The 21,103-nt window shown below is 70.8% G+C and carries 15 protein-coding genes; 12 read left to right on the forward strand and 3 right to left on the reverse strand.

Translation table 11 applies throughout. The annotated features are described in order from the left end of the window. Nucleotides 1–54 precede the first annotated feature (54 nt). Nucleotides 55–1,881: an ABC transporter ATP-binding protein gene (locus tag BLV39_RS38400; protein ID WP_090803569.1), complete on the forward strand. Its 1,827-nt coding sequence runs from the start codon at nt 55–57 to the stop codon at nt 1,879–1,881. On the opposite strand, the gene BLV39_RS38405 is transcribed toward BLV39_RS38400, so the two are convergent. Further along, nucleotides 1,858–4,308: an excinuclease ABC subunit UvrA gene (locus tag BLV39_RS38405; protein ID WP_090803572.1), complete on the reverse strand. Its 2,451-nt coding sequence runs from the start codon at nt 4,306–4,308 to the stop codon at nt 1,858–1,860. The genes BLV39_RS38400 and BLV39_RS38405 overlap by 24 nt on opposite strands. A 73-nt stretch (nt 4,309–4,381) precedes the next feature. After that, nucleotides 4,382–6,667 (reverse strand): SDR family NAD(P)-dependent oxidoreductase, encoded by a 2,286-nt coding sequence (locus BLV39_RS44920; protein WP_090803574.1) that lies wholly within the window; start codon nt 6,665–6,667, stop codon nt 4,382–4,384. A 127-nt stretch (nt 6,668–6,794) separates the two neighbouring features. On the opposite strand from BLV39_RS44920, the gene BLV39_RS38415 reads away from it, so the two are divergent. From BLV39_RS38415 to BLV39_RS38430, 4 genes are all read left to right on the forward strand, one after another. Then, nucleotides 6,795–8,048 carry a prolyl oligopeptidase family serine peptidase gene (locus tag BLV39_RS38415; protein ID WP_090803577.1) on the forward strand — a complete coding sequence of 418 codons (1,254 nt, stop codon included), beginning with the start codon at nt 6,795–6,797 and terminating at the stop codon, nt 8,046–8,048. A gap of 236 nt (nt 8,049–8,284) precedes the next feature. Then, nucleotides 8,285–8,848 (forward strand): hypothetical protein, encoded by a 564-nt coding sequence (locus BLV39_RS38420; RefSeq protein WP_143050067.1) that lies wholly within the window; start codon nt 8,285–8,287, stop codon nt 8,846–8,848. Nucleotides 8,849–8,908: 60 nt separating this feature from the next. Beyond that, entirely contained in the window at nt 8,909–10,240 is a 1,332-nt protein-coding gene (locus BLV39_RS38425) for a hypothetical protein (RefSeq protein ID WP_090803582.1), read from the forward strand. 78 nt (nt 10,241–10,318) lie between these two features. Next, the gene (locus tag BLV39_RS38430) at nt 10,319–10,885 is read left to right on the forward strand and encodes a dihydrofolate reductase family protein (RefSeq protein ID WP_090803584.1); all 567 of its coding nucleotides are present in this window, start codon (nt 10,319–10,321) and stop codon (nt 10,883–10,885) included. Nucleotides 10,886–10,947: 62 nt separating this feature from the next. Here the strand turns inward: BLV39_RS38430 and BLV39_RS38435 are convergent, their stop codons facing one another. Continuing rightward, on the reverse strand, nt 10,948–11,874 hold the full coding sequence (locus BLV39_RS38435; protein ID WP_176985300.1) for a ribokinase: 927 nt from the start codon (nt 11,872–11,874) through the stop codon (nt 10,948–10,950). Nucleotides 11,875–12,005: 131 nt separating this feature from the next. Between BLV39_RS38435 and BLV39_RS38440 the strand changes: the two genes are divergently transcribed. From BLV39_RS38440 to BLV39_RS38470, 7 genes are all read left to right on the forward strand, one after another. Further along, nucleotides 12,006–13,025: a LacI family DNA-binding transcriptional regulator gene (locus BLV39_RS38440; protein ID WP_090803588.1), complete on the forward strand. Its 1,020-nt coding sequence runs from the start codon at nt 12,006–12,008 to the stop codon at nt 13,023–13,025. Between the two features lie 37 nt (nt 13,026–13,062). Then, nucleotides 13,063–14,091, forward strand: a complete 1,029-nt coding sequence (locus tag BLV39_RS38445; protein WP_176985301.1) for an ABC transporter substrate-binding protein — start codon at nt 13,063–13,065, stop codon at nt 14,089–14,091. Between the two features lie 3 nt (nt 14,092–14,094). Continuing rightward, on the forward strand, nt 14,095–14,661 hold the full coding sequence (locus BLV39_RS38450; protein ID WP_090803594.1) for an AAA family ATPase: 567 nt from the start codon (nt 14,095–14,097) through the stop codon (nt 14,659–14,661). After that, nucleotides 14,658–15,446, forward strand: coding sequence for an ABC transporter ATP-binding protein (locus tag BLV39_RS38455; protein ID WP_090803597.1), 789 nt, complete (start codon nt 14,658–14,660; stop codon nt 15,444–15,446). The genes BLV39_RS38450 and BLV39_RS38455 overlap by 4 nt, the downstream gene beginning before the upstream one ends. Continuing rightward, nucleotides 15,443–17,008: an ABC transporter permease gene (locus BLV39_RS38460; RefSeq protein WP_090803600.1), complete on the forward strand. Its 1,566-nt coding sequence runs from the start codon at nt 15,443–15,445 to the stop codon at nt 17,006–17,008. Before BLV39_RS38455 ends, BLV39_RS38460 begins: the two co-directional genes overlap by 4 nt. 135 nt (nt 17,009–17,143) lie before the next feature. Continuing rightward, on the forward strand, nt 17,144–18,298 hold the full coding sequence (locus BLV39_RS38465; protein WP_143050068.1) for a DUF1996 domain-containing protein: 1,155 nt from the start codon (nt 17,144–17,146) through the stop codon (nt 18,296–18,298). A 554-nt stretch (nt 18,299–18,852) separates the two neighbouring features. Continuing rightward, a complete protein-coding gene (locus BLV39_RS38470; RefSeq protein WP_239084035.1) occupies nt 18,853–21,102 on the forward strand; it encodes a molybdopterin oxidoreductase family protein in 2,250 nt (749 codons plus the stop codon). Nucleotide 21,103: the final 1 nt, after the last annotated feature.

Genomic DNA, 21,103 nt, shown 5'->3' on the forward strand with positions numbered 1-21,103 from the left:
CCGCAGCCGGCGGATTCCACGGTTCCCCGTCCTCCACCGCCGGAAAGGCCCTTCGTGTTAGGTCTGTTCGAGAACTCTGTTGATCCCTTCCCGACCGACGACGCCACCCGCCCGCCAGTCAGCACCGTTCGCCGTTTCCTGCTGACGGAGTTCCGGCCGTTGCGGCCGGTCGTCGCCGCCTCCGTGACCCTCACGCTGCTGTGCGCGGCGATCGAGGTGTGGCTCATCTGGTACGCCGGATCGCTCGTCGACACCCTCGCCGCCGGAAACCCCCAGACGCTCTGGGCCGAGCACGGCACCGAGCTCGTCACCGTCGTCGTGTTGGTGCTGCTGGTCCGGCCGGTCATCAACCTCGTCGGCGAGGCGCTGGACGACATCTCCTTCCGCGCCAACGCCCGACCGCTGGCCCGCTGGCGGGCGCACCGGCACGTGTCCCGCCAATCCGTCGGCTGGTTCCGCGACGACCTCGCCGGCCGCATCGCCACCTGGGTCCGCGACGGTGGGGACGCCGCCAGCACCGCCGCGTACGCCGTCGTGCACACGCTCGTGTTCGTCCTCGCGTACATCGCCGGCTCGGTGTGGCTGATGTCCGCGATCGACGTGCGCCTGCTGCTGCCACTGGGCGGCTGGATCGTCGCGTACGCGTTGCTCATGCGCTGGGCGGTGCCGCGTTACCGGCGGGCGTCGGAACGCTTGCAGGAGGCGGAGTCGGCGCTGACCGGCCTGCTGGTCGACGCGTACGCCAACGTCGACACCCTCGCGTTGCTCGGTGGCCCCCACGCCCGCACCGCGCACGACCGGCAGGTGTTCGCCCGGGCCCGGCGCGCGCACCTGGACGTGCAGCGGGTCGAGGTGACCGTCAACGCCAGCATGATGGCGCTCGGCAGCGCGCTGCTGTGCGGCCTTGTCGGCTACGGGATCGTGCTCTGGCGCGCCGGTGCCGCACCCGTGGGCCTGGTCGCCGCCGCGCTGGCCCTCAGCTTCCGCATCACCGCGATGGCGGAGTGGCTGCTGGACGCGGTGTCGTCGCTGTTCGGCTCCGCCGGTGTGCTGCGGCGGGCGCTGCGGACCGTCGCGGCTCCGCTCACGGTGGCGGACAAACCGGAGGCGACGGATCTGCGGGTACGCGGGGGCGCCATCAGTTTCGTCGACGTCGACCACCACTACGGCCGCGGTGCCGGTGGCCTCGACCGGCTGAGTCTGGACGTCGCGGCCGGCGAGCGAGTGGGCATCGTGGGCCGGTCGGGTGCCGGAAAGTCCACATTGGTGGGTCTGCTGCTGCGGTTCCACGACGCGGAGTCCGGCACGATCACGATCGACGGCACCGACATCACGGACGTGACGCAGGAGAGCCTGCGCGGCCAGATCGCGATGGTCGGCCAGGAGGCGACCCTGCTGCACCGCTCGGTCCGGGAGAACATCGCCGGGCCGGGTGCCGTCGACGACCCGCGGGTGCAGGAGGCGTTGCGCCGGGCGTCGGCCGACGGTTTCGTCGCCGCGCTGCGGGACGCGGGCGGCCGCACCGGCCTCGACGCCCAGGTCGGCGAGCGCGGCGTGCGCCTGTCCGGCGGTCAGCGGCAGCGGATCGCGCTGGCCCGGGCGTTCTACCGGGACGCGCCGATCCTGGTGCTGGACGAAGCGACGTCGGCCCTCGACTCCGAGGCCGAGGCCGCCATCCACGAGACGCTGGGCGAGGTGATGAGCGGGCGCACGGTCATCGCGATCGCGCACCGGCTCTCCACGATCGCGCACCTGGACCGGATCGTGGTCCTCGACGCGGGCCGGATCGTCGAGCAGGGCACCCACGCCGCGTTGCTCGCACAGGGCAGCCTCTACGCGGACCTCTGGTCGCGGCAGTCAGGCGACTTTCTGCCCGTCTAGATGGGAGGCCAGCCACGGGCCGGTGACGCTGTGCGCGTCGGCGGCGACCTCGGCCGGCGTGCCACGGGCGATGATCCGCCCGCCGTCCGGGCCGCCGCTCGGACCCATGTCGATCACGTGGTCGGCCGCGGCCAGGATGTCCAGGTCGTGGTCGATCGCGACGATCGTCGCGCCGTCCGCGAGGAGCCGGTCGAAGACGCCGACGAGGGTACGGATGTCCACCGGGTGCAGCCCCGTCGACGGCTCGTCCAGCACGTACAACACGTCGTGCTGGCTGCTGCGCAGGCGGGCCGCGATGCGCAGCCGCTGCGACTCCCCGCCGGACAGGGACGGCGTCGGCTCACCCAGGCGCAGATAGCCCAGCCCGACGTCGACGATGGGCCGCAGCGGGCGCGCGATCGTCGGCACGTCGGCGTAGCGGTCCAACGCCTCCCGCACCGTCAACCCGAGCACGTCGGAGATCGTGAGCCCGCCCACCCGCACGGCCAAGGTCTCCGGGTTGAACCGCGCCCCGTGGCAGGTGGGGCAGTCGACGTTGATATCGGGCAGGTACTGCACGTCCAGGTCGATCGACCCGATCCCGCGGCAGGTCGGGCACTGGCCCGCCTTGGTGTTGAACGAGAAGTGGCCGGCCGACAGGCCGGAGTCGGCGGCGAAGTAGGCGCGGATGGCGTCGAAGGCACCCGAGTAGGTGCTCGGCGTGGACCGGGCGTTCAGGCCGATCGGCGTCGCGTCGATCTCCACCACCTGCCGGATCGAGCCGAGCGTCAACGACTTGACGTGCTCCGGCAGCGCCTTGCCGGCCAACTGTGCGCGGGCCGCCGGGATCAGGCTGTCCAGCACGAGCGCGGTCTTGCCCGCGCCGGACGGGCCGGCCAGGGCGGTCAACCGGTTGACGGGGAAGCCGGCGGTCACGTTGCGCAGGTTGAAGAGCCGCCGCACGGCGATCGTGGCGCGCTCGCGGGGCAGCGGCCGGGGCGGGCGGTCGACCGCAGGGCCGCCGGACAGGAACGGCCCGACGATGGACTTGCGGCTGCGCTGGATCTGGTCGGGCGTACCCTCGGCGACGATCGCACCGCCCAGTCGACCCGCGCCGGGGCCGAGCTCGATGACCCAGTCGGCGCTGCGGATCAGGTCGAGGTCGTGCTCGACGATCACGACGGTGTTGCCGTTGCCCGCCAACGCGGCGATCGTCTTACGCAGACCCTCCACATTGCTCGGATGCAGGCCGACCGACGGCTCGTCCAGGACGTACAACATGCCCGTGGTGTTGGCCCGCACCGTCGAGGTCAGCTCGATCCGCTGCCGCTCACCGGTCGACAACGTGGCGCCGGCCCGGTCCAGCCCCAGATAGCCCAGGCCCAGGTCGAGCAGGGGACCGATCGCGCCGAGCAACTCGCCGATCAGCCCGGTGGTCAGCCGGTCGAGCTCAGGTGGCATCAACGGCGGCAGGTCGTGCGCGAACGCGACCAGGTGGTCCAGATCGAGAGCACTGATCTCGGCCAGGTTGCGGCCGTTGAGCGTGGACCGCAACGCCTCCGGTCGCAGCCGGGCGCCGTGGCAGACGGGGCACGTGTGCGAGACGAGGTACCTGCTCTTCTCCGACTTCTGGGCGGCGGTGATCGCGTTGTCGTAGGTGACGTTGAGCCGCACCGTGCGCCTGTTGTGTCCCGAGAGGACCACTGGCTGCTTGACCTGCTCGCCGTGCAGCACGAAGTTCTTCTCCTTGCGGGTCAGCTTGTTGTACGGCACGTCGAGCCGGACCCCGAGCTCACCGGCGGCGTACATGGACAGCCGGCGGCCACCGACGTTCCACGGCAGGACGGCCCCTTCCGCGATCGTCTTGGTCTGGTCCGGGACCAGCGTGTCCGGGTCGACGTCGTACCGGGTCCCGATGCCGTCGCAGCCCGGGCAGGCGCCGATCGAGTTGAACGCGAACGACTCGGCGCCCGGTGCCTCGAACCGCACGCCGTCGACCGGGCACTGGATCTCCATCGCCTGCGTGGCAACCGACGGCGGCACGGGGTGGCCGTTCGGGCAGCGGTGCGTGCCGAGCCTCGACATGATCAGCCGCAGCACGTTGAGCACCTCGCTCATCGTGCCGACCGTGCTGCGCGGCCCCGGCACGGGCGGGCGTTGCCGCAACGCGAGCGCGGGCGGCAGGTGGTCGATCCGGTCCGCGTCCGGCCGTTGGTCCTGAGTGAGCCGGCGCCGGCTGTACGTGCTCAGGCCCTCCAGAAAGCGGTGCAGTCCCTCGGCGTAGAGGGTGCCCATCGCCAGCGACGTCTTGCCCGAACCGGACACCCCGGCGATGACGACGGTCCGCCAGAGGGGCACGTCGATGTCGAGGTCGCGCAGAGTGTTGTGCCGGACGCCGCGGGCCTGGATGGCCCGGGGGAGCGTGTCCGGCAGGGCTGCCAGCTTCATATCCTCCGGTCTAGTCGCAATCGGCCGGGCGCACAGGTGAATCGACGAGTCTTCCGGGCGACGACGCGCTGGGTCACCCGCTTCGGGTGGGTTTGCCGGTGGCGGAGCGGGGGATCGACGTGACGATGACGATGTCACGGGGCAGTTCGGCGCGGGTGAGGCGGTGCCGCAGCCACTCGCGGAGGTCGGCCTCGGTCACCGTGCGGCCCGGGTGCGCCTCGACGGTGGCCAGCAGCCGCTGACCGAACTCCTCGTCGGTCATCGGCCGCAGCACGACGTCCGCGACATCGGGGTGGCCGGCGATGACGTCGGCGACGGGGCCGGGGTACACGTTCTGTCCACCTGAGACGATCATGTCGTCGGTCCGGCCGTCCAGCAGGAGTCGGCCCGCCGGGTCGAGGTGGCCGAGATCGCCGGTGGCGAGCCAGGCTCCGTTCGGCTGCCATCCGCTGATCCGCACCTCGCCGACGTTGCCGGGTGGCAGGGGCGCGCCGGTGGGGTCGACGATCCGCAGTCGTACGCCGCGTGGTGGCCGCCCGACGGTGCCGGGCGCGGCTCGCAGGTCGGCGGGAGTGGCCATCGACGCCCAGCCCGCCTCTGTCGTGGCGTACATGTTGAATACGCGGTCGCCGAAGAGTTCGCGCAGGCGGTCGCTGAGGTGGGCCGGGAGAAGGGCGGCGCCGCTGATCACCGCCCGCAGTTCGGGGAGGCCGGTCACGGGTAGGTCGCACATGCGCCGCAACTGGGTGGGCACTGCGACGAGCAGCCGGGCGCGATGCTCCTGGACCGCGTCGAGGATGCCCTGCGGGTCGCGGCCGCTGATCAGCACGACCGGCGCGCCGAGGGTCAGGCCGGCCAAGAGGTACGTCAGCCCGAACCCGTGGTGGACCGGTGCGGCAACGGCGATCGGTTCCCCGGGGCGCACCGGTGTGAGCCGCAGGTGGGTGACGACCGGGCCGAGGAGCATGCGCGCCGTCAGCGGCCGGGACACGCTGCGCGGGGTGCCGGTGGTGCCGGAGGTGAGCACCGACATGCGGCCCTTGCCGCGGCGCCCCGGCATCGCCGGGTCGCCGGCCAGCAGGGCCGATACCGGCACGGAGGGCACCGGGCATCCTGGCGCGTCCGACTCGGTCACCAGCGCCACCAGGCGTTCCCGGGTCACCAGGTCGGTCAGCCGGTCGGCTGGCAGATCCGGGGGCAGCAGCACCACGTCGGCGCCGGCGCGGGCCAGGCCGGCGGCCGCCGCGACGAAGCCGCGATGGTCGCCGCAGGCCAGACCGATCCGCTCGCCGGGCCGCACGCCGAGGGTCGCCGCTGCCGCCGCGCACCGGTCGGCGGCCGCGTGCAGGTCCGCGTACGTGGCCGGTCCGTCCTGATCGATCACGGCTACCGCCGTCGGTGGCCCGGCGGCGATCGCGGTGGCGAGCGTGCGCCCGTGGCGGTGGCCGGCCCACGCCAACCGCACCAACCGGCCCGGCCGCAGCAGACCCACGCCGGCCAGGACCCGCACCGGTTCGGTCAGCGCCAGCACCCGCAGCCCCGCGGCCAGCGCCCACTCCACCGTGCGGGGCAGTGCGGCCGCCGCCATCGAGCCGAGCCGTGCCCACCACGGCCACCAGGTCCGCGGGCGGGCGACGGAGCGGCACACGATGCCCGCCGCCTCGGCCGCCGACATCACGGGCGCACGCTGGTAGCGCGGTGCGAGCATCCGCGTACGCACCAGATCGCAGTACACCGTGCTGACGGTGACGCCGTCGTGGCGAAGCTCGGCGGCGGCGGTGCGCAGCCAGGTGTCGAAGGCAGCCTTCGAGGCGTGGTACGCCGACCAGTGCGGGGCGTTGACGGCCAGTCCGGCGGTCGACACGTTCACGACGTGCACACCGCCGGTGGCCCGCATGCCGGCCAGCAACACCAGCAGCAACTGCGCCGGACCCAGGTAGTTCAGGTTGATCGTGCGTTCGAGGTCGTGGAACCGGTCGGCGGTGTCCGCCACCGCACGACGGATCGACCGCCCGGCGTTGTTGACCACCACATCGATCCGGCGGTACCGCGTCAGCACCTCCTGCGCCAGCGCCGCGGCCTCGGCGGGCACGGACAGGTCAGCGGGGTGCACGTAGGCCACGCCGCCACCGGCCACGATCTCGTCGCGGACCTGCTCCAGCCGCGCCGCCGTGCGCGCCACCAGGAGCACCACGGCGCCCGCTTCGGCCAGCCGGAGGGCGGTCGCCGCGCCGATCCCCTCGGACGCGCCGGTCACCAGGACGGTGCGACCGGCGACCGCCGCCCGCAGCCGATCAGTGCTCACCCCACGTCCGGTGACACCCGCCGCGATCCGTACCCCATGCATGATCCTGCCCATCGCACGATTGTGGCGGCAGCGGCGCTACTGGCAGTGATGGTTGCCGATGAAGGCTTCCGCGAGATCACCCGACTGTGATAGACCGACTTCATTGCGTTACTCGTCGAACCCGACCGAAGGAGCCGACATGGGTACGCCGTTGCGCCGTCGCACGATCCTGGCCGCCGGCGCGGGTGCCGCCGCCGGACTGTCCCTGCCCGCCCTTTCCGCAGACGCGGCCACGGCCACCAGTGTGAAGTTCACGCTCAACGCGGTGGTGCTCGACGGCGGCGAGCAGGTCACCTCGGTCACCCTAGACACTTCCCGGCTGGGCCACGTTGACCCGGCCTCGGTTTCGGTTGCCACCTTCAGCGTGCACGCCAAGGCGACCAGCCCGATTCCGATCGCCGCCGGTGACCAGATCTTCAGCCAGTACGACCTCGACCGCACCGTGACCGCCGCCCGGGTCGACCGCCGGGGCGACATCGTGCTCGAGCTGAGCCACGGTGAGGGCCAGGTCGGCGGCGGCACCCTGGGCTACATCCTGAGCCGGGGCCGCAACGTGCGGCTCGACCTCGTCTACACCATCACCCAGAACACGCCCATCGGCGTGCGCGGTCGCCGGCCGGTCGTGATCTCGTCGTTCGTCCAGGGGCGACTGGCCAACCCTGAGGTGGACGCATTCAGCTACCACACGTCCGGGTCGGGCATGAAGTACCGACTGTTCTCGCCGGCTGACTGTCGCGGCCGGCGCCCGCTCGTCTTGTGGTTGCACGGTGGGGGAGAGGGCGCGTCGCTGCCGGACAACTACTACGACAACGAGACCACGTTGCGGGCCAACCGCGGCGCGCTGGGCTTCGCCACACCGGAGGCCCAACGGATCTTCTCCGGCGCGTACGTGGTGGCGCCGCAGAGCACGTCGTTCTGGCTCGAGGACGGGCCGCGGTTCGCCCCGCTCATCCAGGAGATCGTCCGCGAGGTCTCGCGGCGCCACGACGTCGACCGCGACCGGATCTATGTCGTCGGATGCAGCAACGGCGGCTACATGAGCTTGAAGATGACCACTGTCTACCCCGACGCGTTCGCCGCGTCCGTGCCGATCTGTGGCGTGGTCACGTCCCTGCAGCCGGGCGGGCCGACGATGGTCACCGACGCCGAGCTCGTCGCGATCGACACCCCGACCTGGCTGGTCGCCTCGCGCGACGACACCACGGTGCCGCCGGAGCCCAACACCGTGCACGCGCACGACCTGATCCCCGGCTCGATCATGTCGCTCTACGACACCGTGACCTGGGACGGCTACCGGTTCCCCGGCCACTGGTCCTGGATCTACGTCGCCCGCAACGACCCGCGCGACGACGGGACGCGCATCTGGCAGTGGATGGCGCGGCAACGCCGGTGAGGGTTGCGGCTTGCTGATCACGTCGTGGAGGCTGACGGGCGTGGATGTCACGGGGGACGATCTCGGGTCGACCGTTGGGTTCGTGCCGGACGTGCGGTCGGCCCGGTTGGGGATCGCCAGTGACGGGCTGCTGCTCGTCGGGCTGCTTCCCGCGGCCGCCGTTTTCCTGGTCCGACGTCGCCACGCTCCACTACGAGTGCAAGATTGTGACAGTGCCGGTCGCGGGTGGGCCTCTGGTGACGACGGAGGAGCGGTTCGGGTTCGATCTGGTCGACGGGCCACAGTGGAGCATGGTGCTGCACGGTGGTGGTGTCTCGACTGAGCTCCTTCGGATGGGCCGGCCGCAGGAGGTCAGCGAAGCGATCCTGGCCGGCGTCGGCGACAGCCAGATCGGGCCGGCCAACCAGGCGATCGACGCCGGTGAGACAGTGGCGTTCGGTCCGCTGTCCGTGACCGCAGACGGGCTGGTCACGCCGGGCGGTCTGGTCGCATGGCCGGATCTGGTGTGGGTGCGGCTCGATGACTGGTCGACGACGCTGTTCTACAACCCGAACACCCAACGGGTGAAGCGGTTCGTCCGCATCTTCTTCGAGATCCGCGCCGTCGCGGACAGCGCGGGCCGCCCGCCGAGGCCGAGCCGCTTCGACCTGCCGCACGTGCCGGACATCGACGTCGTGCGCCGGGTCGCCGTGCCGGAGGGCGAGCGGCTGGAGAACGCCGAGATCACCGGTGGTGACTGGCAGATCCCGAACCTGCCCACACTGCTGCGCCTGCTCCGCGCGCGGGAGAAGCTGGCGTGACCGTCTTCCTGGACGAGCCGGCACCGCCGCGGTCGCCGGTCGAGCTGCTCGATCCCCACCGTGCGCTCATCCGTTCGCACGGACGCGACGACGAGCTGGCGCGCTGGTGCGAGGCGCCAGGACTCGGGATCGTCCGGGCTGCTGGACGCGGCACCGGGCGTCGGCGCCACCCGGCTGGCGGTGGAACTGGTCAGGACGATGCGCGCTCGTGGCTGGGCGGCCGGCTTCCTGCGTGCCGAGCCCGACCAGCGGGCGCTCGCCGAGCTGGCCGCCGGGCCCGATCCCGTACTCGTGGTGGTGGACGACGCGCACCTCCGTGGTGCGGATGTCGCCGCGCTCGGGTCGTTGTTCAGCCGGGAGCAGCAGGCCCGAGTCCTGCTCGTCGGGCAGGGTCTGCGGGATGCGTTGGCAGCGCCGTTCGAAACTCTGGGCTATCCCTACCTCACGGAGTCGCCGGAACTGACCGCCGTGGCGTCCGCCGAATCGGTGTGGCGTGACGCGGTCGCCGCGCTGGCGCCACGACTGCCCGAGGTCGCCGCCAGCGTTCCATGGGCGTTCGAGCCGCCGCGCACGTCGCCGGTGTTCGTCGATCGCGGCGGGGTGCCCGCGACGCAGCTCGCCGCGCTGGACGCGCTGCTCGGGGGCACCCTCCTGAGGTGGGAGTCGTGGCACTGGTTCCAGCGCGGCCTCGAACTCGGCCTGTTCTTCACGGACGCGTCCGCGTGCGCGCCGTTGGGCGTACAGGCGGCGATCTGGGGTGCCGACACTCGCGACGAGGCGTTGCGGCTGGGGCCGCACGCCGACTGGCCGGCGGCGCTCTATCCCGGCCCGGGGCGCTTCTGGCGGTTTCCCCGTGCGCTCGCCACCCATCTCGCCGCGCTGGACCGGTCTGACGAGCGGGGCCGGCTCGACGTCCCGGTCGCCATGTACAGCAGCCAGCTGTCGATCCGGCTCAGCGATCTCGGCCACTCACAGGAAGCCGCGCGGGCGTCCGGTGCCGCGGTCGACCTCATCCGTCCACACACGACCAACGACGCCGGCCTGACCGTGGAGTTGGCCCGGATGCTGCGCAACCACGCCGCTGATCTGGTCGCCGCCAGCGAGTGCGAGGCCGCCGTGCGGGTCGTCGACGAGGCGGTCGACCTGCACCGCCGGCTGGTGCTGGACGGCTTCGGCGGCTCCGACGTGCGCTGGGGCCTGGCCGCCGTGCTGTTCACCCGGGCCGAGGCCGTTCGTGACCTCGGCCGACCCGCGGACGGCTATGCGAGCGTCCACGAGGCCCTCGCCGTCGTCGAGCGGGTGGCGTCGGAGGCGCCGGACGTCGCCGCCGCCTGGCGTGCCCGGGCGGCCGGCCTGCTGGCAGCACACATCGATACCACCTCGGCCGGCTGAACCTGTCGAAACCCCGGCGCCGGCTCCGACGTTGCTGTGGAGGCGCTGGAGGGCGGCGCCGGGCGAAGGAGACGAGCGATGAGCAAGATCGTGCTGGACGTGTCGGTGTCGCTGGACGGCTTCAGCACCGGCCCCAACGTCCGTCCGGACGAACCGATGGGCGAGGGCGGTGAGCGCCTGCACGAGTGGATGGCCGGGACGGTGCCGGCGGACGCCAACGCCCGTGACGCGATCAACGACGGCGTCGGTGCGACCCTCATCGGTCGACACACTTTCGACCTGGGCCTGGGTCTATGGGGCGGCACACCATGGCCGGGCATCCCCAGCTTCGTGGTCACCCACCGGCCCCAGGAGGACCTGCACGGCGACAACGGAGGAGTGTTCGCCTTCGACGACAGTCTGGAGTCCGCGGCCCGACGCGCCAAAGAGGCCGCAGGCGACAAACACGTCCTGGTGATGGGCGCGGACATCGCCGGTCAGCTACTCAAGGCCGACCTGCTCGACGAGGTCCACCTACACCTGGTCCCCATCCTCCTGGGCAACGGGACGCCACTGTTCCGAGGCGAGCCAGGCGACCTGATCCCAGAGGGCAACCCAGTCACGGGGTCGGTAACCCACCTACGTTTCAAGCCGTCGCCCAAGTGAGCTCGGCAGCCCCTGCGGGCGAGGCGAGCTGATCCCGGAGGGCACGGCGACCCACCTGCACCTCAGGCCGTTGCCCAACTGAGGGCCGCTTCGAGTTCGGCTGCTTGCGGGAACGACGACTGGGTGCCCGCGCGGGCGACGCTGGACGTCGCGCACGCGCAGCCCAGCCGAGCCGCGGCAGCCGGAGGAAGGCCGGCGGCCAGCCCGTAGGAGAAGGCGCCGACGAAGGCGTCCCCCGCGCCGGTCGTGTCGACCGCGGTCGTCGTCGGCGGGGCGATGCGGACGACCGACCCGGATCCGTCCAGGACCGCCGCCCCGGCTTCGCCGAGGGTGGCGACGACGTTGACGCCGAAGCGGCGGGCCAACTCCGCGATGGCCGCGTCGGTCGGGGCGGACCCCGCCAGCGACTCGAACTCGACCTCGTTCGGCATGAGCCAGTCCGTGACCGACAGCAGGTCGGCGCTGATCTCGGCCGCCGGCGCGGGGTTCAGCACCGTGAGCGCCCCGCGTTCCTTGGCCGCGCGGAAGCCCGCCGCCGTCACGTCCTGCGGCACCTCGAACTGCCCGACGACGACGTCGACCCGCGGGATGGACTCGACCGCGCGGATCGCTTGGCTCGACGTCAGGTGGGCGTTGGCTCCCGAGACACAGACGATGCGGTTGTCTCCGCCGGCCTCCACCCAGATCGGTGCCACCCCGCTGCTCGCCGAGGACGTCCGCGTCACGTAGGTGGTGTCGATTCCAGCCGTGTGGAAGTTGTCGATGGTCATGTCGCCGAAGACGTCTGTGCCGAGGCAGGCGACCATCCACACGTCGGCGCCCAGGCGTCCGGCCATCACGGCCTGGTTGGCGCCCTTGCCGCCGAAACCGAGGGCGAAGCGGTCGCCGATCAGTGTTTCGCCCGTGTCCGGAATGCGCGGCATGTAGGAGATCATGTCCATCATCGTGCTGCCGATGACCACGATGCGTGCCGGTCCGAGACTGCTCATGCTGTGCGGCTCCATGCGGGGAGGGACGACAACGGCCGCCTCCAAGATCTCTGCTTGACGGGATGCTCGCACGGATCTACGGTCCAGTGCAATCGATACCAGGGTTCGATTCCAGGGGGCTGTGACCTGCTATGTCCGAGGCGACGATCGGTGACGTGGCGCGGCGGGCCGGCGTCTCCACGACGACGGTCTCGCGGTTCCTCGCCGGGCAGTCGGTCCGTGCGGAGGAGTCGATCCGCGCCGCCGTCCAGGACCTCGCCTACCGCCCGAGCCCGGCGGCACGCAGCCTGCGCTCCGGTCGTACCCGGTCGATCGCGGTCGTCGTCCCTGACGTCACCAACCCGTTCTTCGCCGCCGTGGTGAAGGGCGCCGAAGCGGTGGCCCGGCAGGACGAATACCACCTGTTCCTCTCCAACACGGACGAAAACGTCGACCGGGAAGCCGCCGTCCTCGCGGACCTGGTCGGCCGCGTCGACGGGGCGATCCTGGCGCCGACGGTCGAGTCGGACGAGGCTCCGCTGCGCGCGCAACAGGCCGGCCTGCCGATCGTCTTCCTCGACCGCGAGATCGGCGGCACCGGCAGCGACCTGTTCGACTCGGTCCTGGTCGACAACGCCGGCGGCAGCCGGCGCGCGGCCGAGCATCTCCTGGACCTGGGCCACAGACGGATCGCCATCGTCAACGGCACCGTCAACTCGACCCCGGGCCGGCAACGCCGCGAGGCCTTCCTCGAAACCCTGCAAAAAGTCGAAACCGTGCACGTGTACGAGGAGGTCGGCGACTTCCGCGAACAGGGCGGCTACCAGGCCGTTATGCGGCTCCTCGCCCTCGAACACCCGCCGACAGCCCTGTTCGTGACGAACAACCTGATGACGGTCGGTGCGCTGCGTGCCCTGCACGACCTCGGCATCCGCGTGCCCGACCAACTCTCCATCATCGGCTTCGACGACCTCGACCTCGCGGCGCTGCTGATGCCGCCGCTGACCGTCGTGTCCAGGCCGATGGAGGAGCAGGGCGCGCTGGCCATGCGGCTGCTGCTGCGCCGGCTGAGCGAGAGCGGCGACGTGACGGCACGCCGCATCGTGCTCGAGACCAACCTCCTGGTCCGCGGATCAACCGGGCCGACCCCCACGCACCGACGTACGACCTGATTGGACACTGATGACGACTCGCCGTGATTTCCTTTCCGTGACCGCGAAGCTCCTCGGTGGCGGCGCACTCGTGGCCGTGTCCGGCGGGGCACTGGCCGCCTGCTCCAGCGACGACGACGCCAGCGCGGCAGGCTCCAAAGGCCCAAGCCCGGTCACCTTCCAGCTCGGCTGGCTCGCCAACGTCGAGAACATGGGCATCTACGTCGCCGACGACGGCGGTTACTACACCAAGGAAGGCCTGAAGACCACGGTCGTCCCGGGCGGCCCGTCGGTGTCCGTCGGCCCCCTGATCGCCAGCGGCAAGGCGTTCGTCGGCCTCGACTCGGTCGACACCATCGCCCGGGCGCGCAAGGAAGGCGCCCCGCTCAAGGTCGTGGGCGCCACCCTGCAGAAGAACCCCTCCGCCGTGGTGTCCCTGGCGAAGAACCCCATCCGTACCCCGCAGGATCTGGTCGGCAAGCGCCTCGGCGTGCAGCAGTCCGGCACCGAGATCTACAACGCGTTCTTCAAGGCCAACGGCGTCGACCCCAAGTCGGTCACCTACGTGCCGGTGCAGTTCGACCCGGCCCCGCTCGTCAACGGCGAGGTCGACGCGTTCGCGTCCTTCCTGACCTCCCAGCCCATCCAGCTCAAGCGCCAGGGAATCGAGACGGAAGCCTTCCTCCTCGCGGACTTCGGGTACGGGCTGTGGGCCGACGCGTTCGTCGTCAGTGAGCAGACGCTCGCCGACAAGGAGTCGCGGGCGCGGCTGGTCAACCTGATGCGGGCCAGCGTCAAGGGCTGGCAGGACGCCGTGGCGGACCCCGCCCGGGGCGTCAAGCTCGCGGTCGAGAAGTACGGCAAGAGCCTCCAGCTCAACGCCGACGAGCAGCTCCTGACCGCGCAGTCCTTCGTCCCGCTCATCGCCACGCCGGAGACGAAGACCAACGGCCTGCTCACGATGTCGAAGGACGGCATCGAGGCGAACATCAAGACGATGGCGGCGGTGGGCATCACCGCGACCGCCGACGAGTTGTTCGACACGACGATCCTGGCGGAGGTCTTCGCCGGAAAGCCGACGGTGTAAGGCATGGCAACCGAAGGATTCGACCCCTGGACCCAGGTCCGCACCCTGCACGACCTGCCGGCCGACGAGGTCATCTCCGCCTTCCAGAAGGCGATCCGGCGCGGCGAGCTGGAGGAGGCGATCCTGCTCGCGTACGAGATGTACGTGACCAGCGCCGAGCTGGAGGAGTGCCTCTGGCACCGGCTGCAGGTCATCTCGGTGGAAGACGTCGGCTCGGGGTCCTTTGTGGAGCCCGTCATCGTCGATTCGGTCTACCGCATGCACGAGCGCGTCCCGCGCCCGCGCGGCGACCGTTTCCTGTTCGCCGTCCACGCCATCCGCCTGCTCGCCGGCAGCACCAAGGACCGCACGTCCGACGAGCTCGCCAACTGGGCGGCGCGCGTTATCGACGAGCGGCTTCCCCAGATCCCCGACCACGCCCTGGACATGCACACCCGCCGGGGCCAGGAGCTGGGCCGCGACCTGCTGCACTTCCTGCAAGAAGGCGCGCTCGTGCACAACGAGCTCCCGGGCCGCGACACCACGTACCGCGACTGGCTGGTCGCCCAGGCCACGGCGGAACGGGAATGACCACGGTGGTGGCGCCCACCCAAGGCTTCGTCGCCGCAGGCGTGACGAAGTCGTTCCGGATGGGCCGCTCCAGCGTGCTGGCGCTCAACGAGGTCGACCTGACGACCACCAACGGGTCGTTCACCGCCCTGCTCGGCCCGTCCGGCTGCGGGAAGTCGACCCTGCTGCGCATCTTCGCGGGGCTGGAGAGCGCCACCTCCGGTGAGGTGCTCGTGCACGGTCAGGACCCGGACCGGCTGCGCCGCGAGCACCGCGTCGGCGTCGCCTTCCAGGACTCCGCGCTGCTGCCGTGGCGCAGCGTCGAGGCCAACATCCGGCTCCCGCACCAGATCGCCGGCCGCAAGGCCGACCCGGTCGAGATCCGCGACCTGATCAAACTGGTCGGGCTCGACGGATTCGAGAAGGCCCGGCCGGCCCAACTCTCCGGTGGCATGCGGCAACGCGTCGCCATCGCCCGTACGCTGGCGATCAATCCCGAGGTCCTGATGCTCGACGAGCCGTTCGGCGCGCTCGACGAGATGACCCGGCAGCGACTCAATCTCGAGCTCCAGCGCATCTGGATGGAGCGCGCGACGACGACGCTGCTGGTGACCCACTCGATCGCGGAGGCCGTCTTCCTGTCCGACCGGGTCGTCGTGATGGCGCAGCGCCCCGGCCGGGTCCTCGCGACCGTCGACATCGACCTGCCGCGGCCACGTACCCCCGAGATCCTGCGCAGTCCCGAGTTCCACGCGCTCTGCGACCGGCTCGGCGAGCTGCTCTTCACCCAGGAACCGCCACAGTGAAACGCGTCGCACCCGCAGTCATCGGGCTGGGCCTCCTGGTCGGCGCCTGGTTCGCGCTCTCGGCCTTCCTCTCCGATCTGCGCGTCATCCCGTCGCCCGACGACGTGCTCGTCCAGCTCTGGCAGGACCGCTCCGCCCACCTGTCGAACACCGCGGTCACGCTGCGGGAGGCGATGGTCGGCTACCTGTGGGGCAACCTGGCCGCGATCCTGCTCGCGGTGCTGTTCGTCCGCGTGCCGGCTGTGGAACGGGTGCTGCTGCGCCTTGCCATCGCCAGCTACTGCGTGCCGCTGGTGGCCATCGCGCCGATCCTCGTCGTCGTGCTGCCCGGCGACGCGCCGAAGGAAGCCCTCGCGGCGCTGTCGGTCTTCTTCACCACCCTCGTCGCCACCGTCGTCGGCCTTCGGTCGAGCGACGCGACGGCGGTGAACATCGTGCACGCGTACGGCGGCTCGGCCTGGCAGACCCTATGGCTGGTGCGGATCCGCGCGGCGCTGCCGAGCCTGTTCGCGGGCCTGCGCATCGCCGCACCCGCCGCACTGCTCGGCGCCATCATCGGCGAGTACCTCGGTGCGAGCCGCGGCCTCGGTGTCGCGCTCGTGCAGGCCCAGTCGTCGTTCGAGGTCGCCCGCACGTGGGGGATCGCATTGGTGATCTCGGCCGTCGCCGGCCTGCTGTACGCGGTCACGGCGCTCGTCGCCCGCCTGGCGACACCGTGGGCGGGCCGTCTCCTTGACGTGGGCGTGGGGGAGACCGCCGCGCCACGGGCCAACCGCCTGCTCCGCGCGCTGGAAACCACCGGTTTCCTGGTGCTTACCGTGGCCGTCACGATCGCCGGTTGGTACGCGCTGCTGCGCCTGTTCGACCTGAACGGCTACTTCGCCAAGACACCGGCCGACGTCTTCGCGTACGTCGTCTCGGACCCGGAGGCCGGCGCACACCGCGACGAGCTCTTCGCGGCCCTGAAGGTCACGCTGGTGGACGCGGCGGTCGGCTACCTCGTCGGCACGGTGGTGGCCGTACTCATGGCGATCGTCGTCGTGACCGTCCGCGCGGTCGAGCAGACGATGATGCCGGTGGCGATCGTGCTGCGCTCGGTCCCGCTGGTGGCCATGGCACCACTGATCGCACTCGTCTTCGGCCGCGGCCTGCTGGGCGTGACGGTGATCGTCGCCCTGGTCGTCTTCTTCCCGACTCTGGTCAACCTCTCCGTCGGACTGCGGGCCGCGCCCACGCCGGCGTGCGAGGTGGTCACCTCGATGGGCGGCACACCGTTCCACACGGTGACCAAGGTCCGCATCCAGTACGCACTGCCGGCGCTGTTCGCCTCGGCCCGGATCGCGGTGCCGGCAGCGATCGGCGGCGCCACGCTGGCCGAGTGGCTGGCGACCGGCAAGGGGCTCGGTAGCCTGCTCGTCGTCGCGTACAGCGGCTCGCGGTTCGGCACTCTCTGGGCCGGCGCCGTGCTCGTGGTCGTCGTCTCGGTCGGCCTGTACGCGTTGATCGGCGCCGTCGAACGTCCGGTCCTGCGCCGATACACACCCCAGTATTCGACCCGCTGATTCTCTTGTTCGAGACGAAAAAAGTGTTATCCGTCCAGGCGTTTTAAGGAACTCTTAGATAGCTTTCGGGTACGGGAGCGGAGCGCCTAACCTACCGACGACCTTGGCTTTCTTTGCTTTTGGGAAGTGAACGCGTTGTCGATCGTACGCAACAAGTGGGGCATCACCGCCGGACTCGCCGCCGCCGTGCTGGTGGTCGGGGCCGCGGCCGTGTACCTGTCCGGTGGTGACACCGAGCCGGTCCCGACGAACGTCAGCAACGCCGCCGGATACGTCGGTGCGGAGTCGTCCTCGTCCCCGTCGTCGCCATCCGCGCCCGGGCAGCCCTCGGCCACCGCCAGCGCTCGCGCGGGCGCGGGTGTCAAGCCGTCGACTCCGGCCGACGAACCGCCTCCGGTTCCGAAGTCCGGCTGGATCCCGATCGACCGCGCGGCGTGGAAGGCACAGGTCGACGCGTACAACGCGCTCAAGATTGATCCGGTCCCGGCCGGGGTGGGCAACCTGGCGGAGTTCCGCGCGGACTGCACCTACAGCCACCGACTGCCGGACGACCCGATCGTCGCGCCGGGCCTGCCGGGTGCCTCACACATGCACTCGTTCGTGGGCAACAAGGCCGTCAAGGCGAGCACGGTCGCGTCGGACCTGACGAAGTTCACGGCCACCACGTGCAAGCCGGTCAAGGACCACTCGGCGTACTGGGTGCCGACCCTCTACGACAACGCGACCAACAAGCCGGTAGAGACCACGGGCTTCCGGGTGTACTACCGCGCGCTGTCGAAGGACTCGACGGGCCAGATGCCGATGCCCAGCGGGCTACGCATGATCAGCGGCGACGCCAAGAAGAAAACGCCGACCCCACGCGGCGCGCGCGGCCAGTTCTACTGCGCCTTCTACGGCCCAGGCGACCTGGACGGCATCGCCCGCAGCAAGAACGGCAACTGGCCCATCTGCGGCGGCGACGCCACGCTGCACTTCATGCTGGGGTTCCCGGACTGCTGGGACGGCAAGCACCTGGACAGCCCGAACCACAAGGACCACGTGGCGTACGGCTCCGGCAACGGGTGCCCCCGCAGCCACCCGGTGAAGATCCCCGCGATCACCTTCGACATCCAGTACGGGGCGAAGGGCACGTCGGCGGGCTACTACCTGTCCTCGGACAAGGAAGGCAAAAGCGCCTCCTCGATGCACGGCGACGCGTTCGTGATGTGGGACGTGGCGACGATGAACAAGCGCACGAAGAACTGCGTCTTCCAACGCCGCACGTGCGACAACAACGGCTACCAGAAGTAAGCCGAACCTCGAACGCTGAAAGGTCACGAGCGTTTCAGGATGACCCCGCGGATGACGGACTCGGTCTCGGCGGCGCGTTCGTTGCCGCTGGCCCAGGGGCCGCGTAGCGCTAATCGGGGCTTGTTTTGACGGCGGGGTTCATGATGACGTCGATGTGGCGTATATCGAGATCGGCGATCGGCGATCGGCGATCGGCGATCGTCGGCCGTGCGGACCCGGCGGAGCTGGCCCGCGGTGGGCTGGGCGCGGTGTCCGGTGCCGTCGCCGGATGGTTGGTATTCGAACCTATGCCCGTTCAGGCTCGGCGTGGGGTTTCGCCGTCGGCGGAGTCGCATCGCTTGCGGCGCGCGGCCGCCATCGGCACCGCCAGACGCGCTTCAGCAAAGGGTCGTCTTCGGGATGTTGATTGCTCAGAAGTGCGGGTACGAGCCCGGTATGGTCTTGCAGATGAGGCGCGACGCGCTGGCCCGAGTGCTGGGTCGGCGCTAGTGGCTGACCGGATCTCGGACCCGTGGGGTGCGCGTACACCTTATGGACCCGGGGCTGACTGGCCGGTGCGGGTCGATGTCCAGCTCGCCGACGGCTTGGCCGAGGGTGACGTCGACCGGTGGGTGCCAGCGGCGTCGCTGTTGCATTCCAACGGCGACGCGATGGACATCGCGGTCAAGGACGGGCGGATCGCCGGGGTACGCGGGCGCGCCGTCGACCGGGTCAACCGAGGGCGGCTGGGTCCTAAGGACCTGTTCGGCTGGCAGGCGAACAACAGCCCGGACCGGCTTACCCGACCGCTGGTCCGTGAGGGTGGCCGGCTGGTCGAGACGGACTGGGACACGGCCATGGGCCGGATCGTCGAGAAGTCCCAGGAGCTGCTGGCCGGGCCAGGTGGCTGGGGCAGGTTCGGGTTCTACACGACCGGACAGTTCTTCCTGGAGGAGTTCTACGCGCTCGCCGTCATCGGCAAGGCCGGCATCGGCACGCCGCACATGGACGGCAACACCCGGCTGTGCACGGCGACCGCGGCGGCTTCGTTGAAGGCGACTTTTGGCACGGACGGGCAGCCCGGCTCCTACACCGATGTCGACCACTGCGACGCGATCGCCCTGTGGGGCCACAACGTGGCCGCCACCCAAACGGTGCTGTGGAGCCGGATGCTCGACCGCCGACACGGCACCGACCCGCCGGCGATGCTGGCCGTCGATCCGCGCCGCACCCCGGTCGCCCGCGAGGCCGACGTGCATCTCGCCGTCCGGCCCGGCACCAATGTCGCTCTGCTCAACGGGCTGCTGCGCGAGATCATCCGCAACGGGTGGTACGACGAGTCGTACGTCGCCGCTCACACCATCGGCTTCGAGGCCCTGGCGGAGACCGTCGGCGGCTATACGCCTGAGCGGGTGGCGGAGATCTGCGACGTGACCGCCACCGATGTCCGCCGCGCTGCCGAGCTGCTCGGCTGCGCACGCCGGCTGCTGTCCACCGTGCTGCAGGGCTTCTATCAATCTAACCAGGCCACCGCCGCGGCCTGCCAGGTCAACAACCTGCACCTGCTTCGCGCGATGATCGGCCGCCCGGGCGCCGGCGTGCTGCAGATGAACGGGCAACCCACCGCGGAGAACAATCGCGAGTGCGGCGCCGACGGCGACCTGCCGGGCTTCCGCAACTGGGCCAACCCGGAGCACGTCGAGCAGCTCGCCCGGCTGTGGAACGTGGACCAGCGGATCATCCCCGCCTGGTCACCACCCACCCACGCCATGCAGATCTTCCGGTACGCCGAGCAGGGCTCGATCCGGTTCCTCTGGGTCAGCGCCACAAACCCGACGGTCACCCTGCCGGACCTGGCCCGGATCCGCCGGATTCTCAACCAGGAGGGTCTGTTCCTGGTGGTGCAGGACCTGTTCCTGACCGAGACCGCGCGGTACGCCGACGTGGTGCTCCCGGCGGCCACGTGGGGCGAGAAGACCGGCGCGTTCACCAACGCCGACCGCACCGTGCACCTGTCGGAAAAGGCGGTCGACCCGCCCGGTGAGGCCCGACCCGACCTCGACATCCTCCTCGACTACGCCCGCCGGATGAACTTCCGCGACCGGGACGGCCAGCCCTTGCTGCCATGGCATACGCCCGAGGAGGTCTTCGACGCCTGGCGAGAGTGCACCCGCGGCCGTCCCTGCGATTACTCCGGCCTGTCGCACGCGAAGCTGCGCGACGGCGGCGTGCAGTGGCCGTGCACCGACGACGCCCCAGGCGGCACCGAGCGGCTCTACACCGACGGCGTGTTCCACACCGACCCGGACTACTGCGAGACGTACGGCCAGGATCTGCTCACCGGGGCCGAGTTCACCGGCGACGAGTACCGCGCGAAACGACCGGCCGGGCGGGCGTTCCTGCACGCGGCCGCCTATCAGCCGTCGCCCGAGGTGCCCGGGCCGGAGTATCCGCTCCAGCTCGTCACCGGACGCAGCCTCTACCATTTCCACACCCGCACCAAGACCGCCCGCGCGCCCGAGCTCCACGCGGCCGCCCCGGACGTCTGGGTCGAGCTGCACCCGTCCGACGCCGCAGTGGCCGGAATCGGCGAGGGAGACCGCGTCCGGGTCGAGTCGGCGCGCGGTGCCGTCACGGCGCCGGCCCGGCTCAGCGGCGTACGCCCCGGTGTGGTGTTCCTGCCGTTCCACTATGGCTGGTGGGACAGGGGCGACGAGCCCGACGGGCGGGCGGCCAACGAGCTGACCCTGACCGCGTGGGACCCGGTCTCCAAGCAACCGCTGTTCAAGAGCGCCGCGGTGCGGGTCGCTCGGACGGAGAACTGAG

Origin of the sequence: Asanoa ishikariensis, assembly GCF_900107455.1 — a bacterium.
Classification (GTDB): Bacteria; Actinomycetota; Actinomycetes; order Mycobacteriales; family Micromonosporaceae; genus Asanoa; species Asanoa ishikariensis.

Excerpts from the sequence above, each read along its gene's own strand:
- BLV39_RS38415 (WP_090803577.1), top strand. The coding sequence starts at position 6,795 with ATGGGTACGCCGTTGCGCCGTCGCACGATCCTGGCCGCCGGCGCGGGT.
- BLV39_RS38435 (WP_176985300.1), bottom strand. The coding sequence starts at position 11,874 with ATGAGCAGTCTCGGACCGGCACGCATCGTGGTCATCGGCAGCACGATG.
- BLV39_RS38430 (WP_090803584.1), top strand. The coding sequence starts at position 10,319 with ATGAGCAAGATCGTGCTGGACGTGTCGGTGTCGCTGGACGGCTTCAGC.
- BLV39_RS38455 (WP_090803597.1), top strand. The coding sequence starts at position 14,658 with ATGACCACGGTGGTGGCGCCCACCCAAGGCTTCGTCGCCGCAGGCGTG.
- BLV39_RS38440 (WP_090803588.1), top strand. The coding sequence starts at position 12,006 with ATGTCCGAGGCGACGATCGGTGACGTGGCGCGGCGGGCCGGCGTCTCC.
- BLV39_RS44920 (WP_090803574.1), bottom strand. The coding sequence starts at position 6,667 with ATGGGCAGGATCATGCATGGGGTACGGATCGCGGCGGGTGTCACCGGA.
- BLV39_RS38405 (WP_090803572.1), bottom strand. The coding sequence starts at position 4,308 with ATGAAGCTGGCAGCCCTGCCGGACACGCTCCCCCGGGCCATCCAGGCC.
- BLV39_RS38450 (WP_090803594.1), top strand. The coding sequence starts at position 14,095 with ATGGCAACCGAAGGATTCGACCCCTGGACCCAGGTCCGCACCCTGCAC.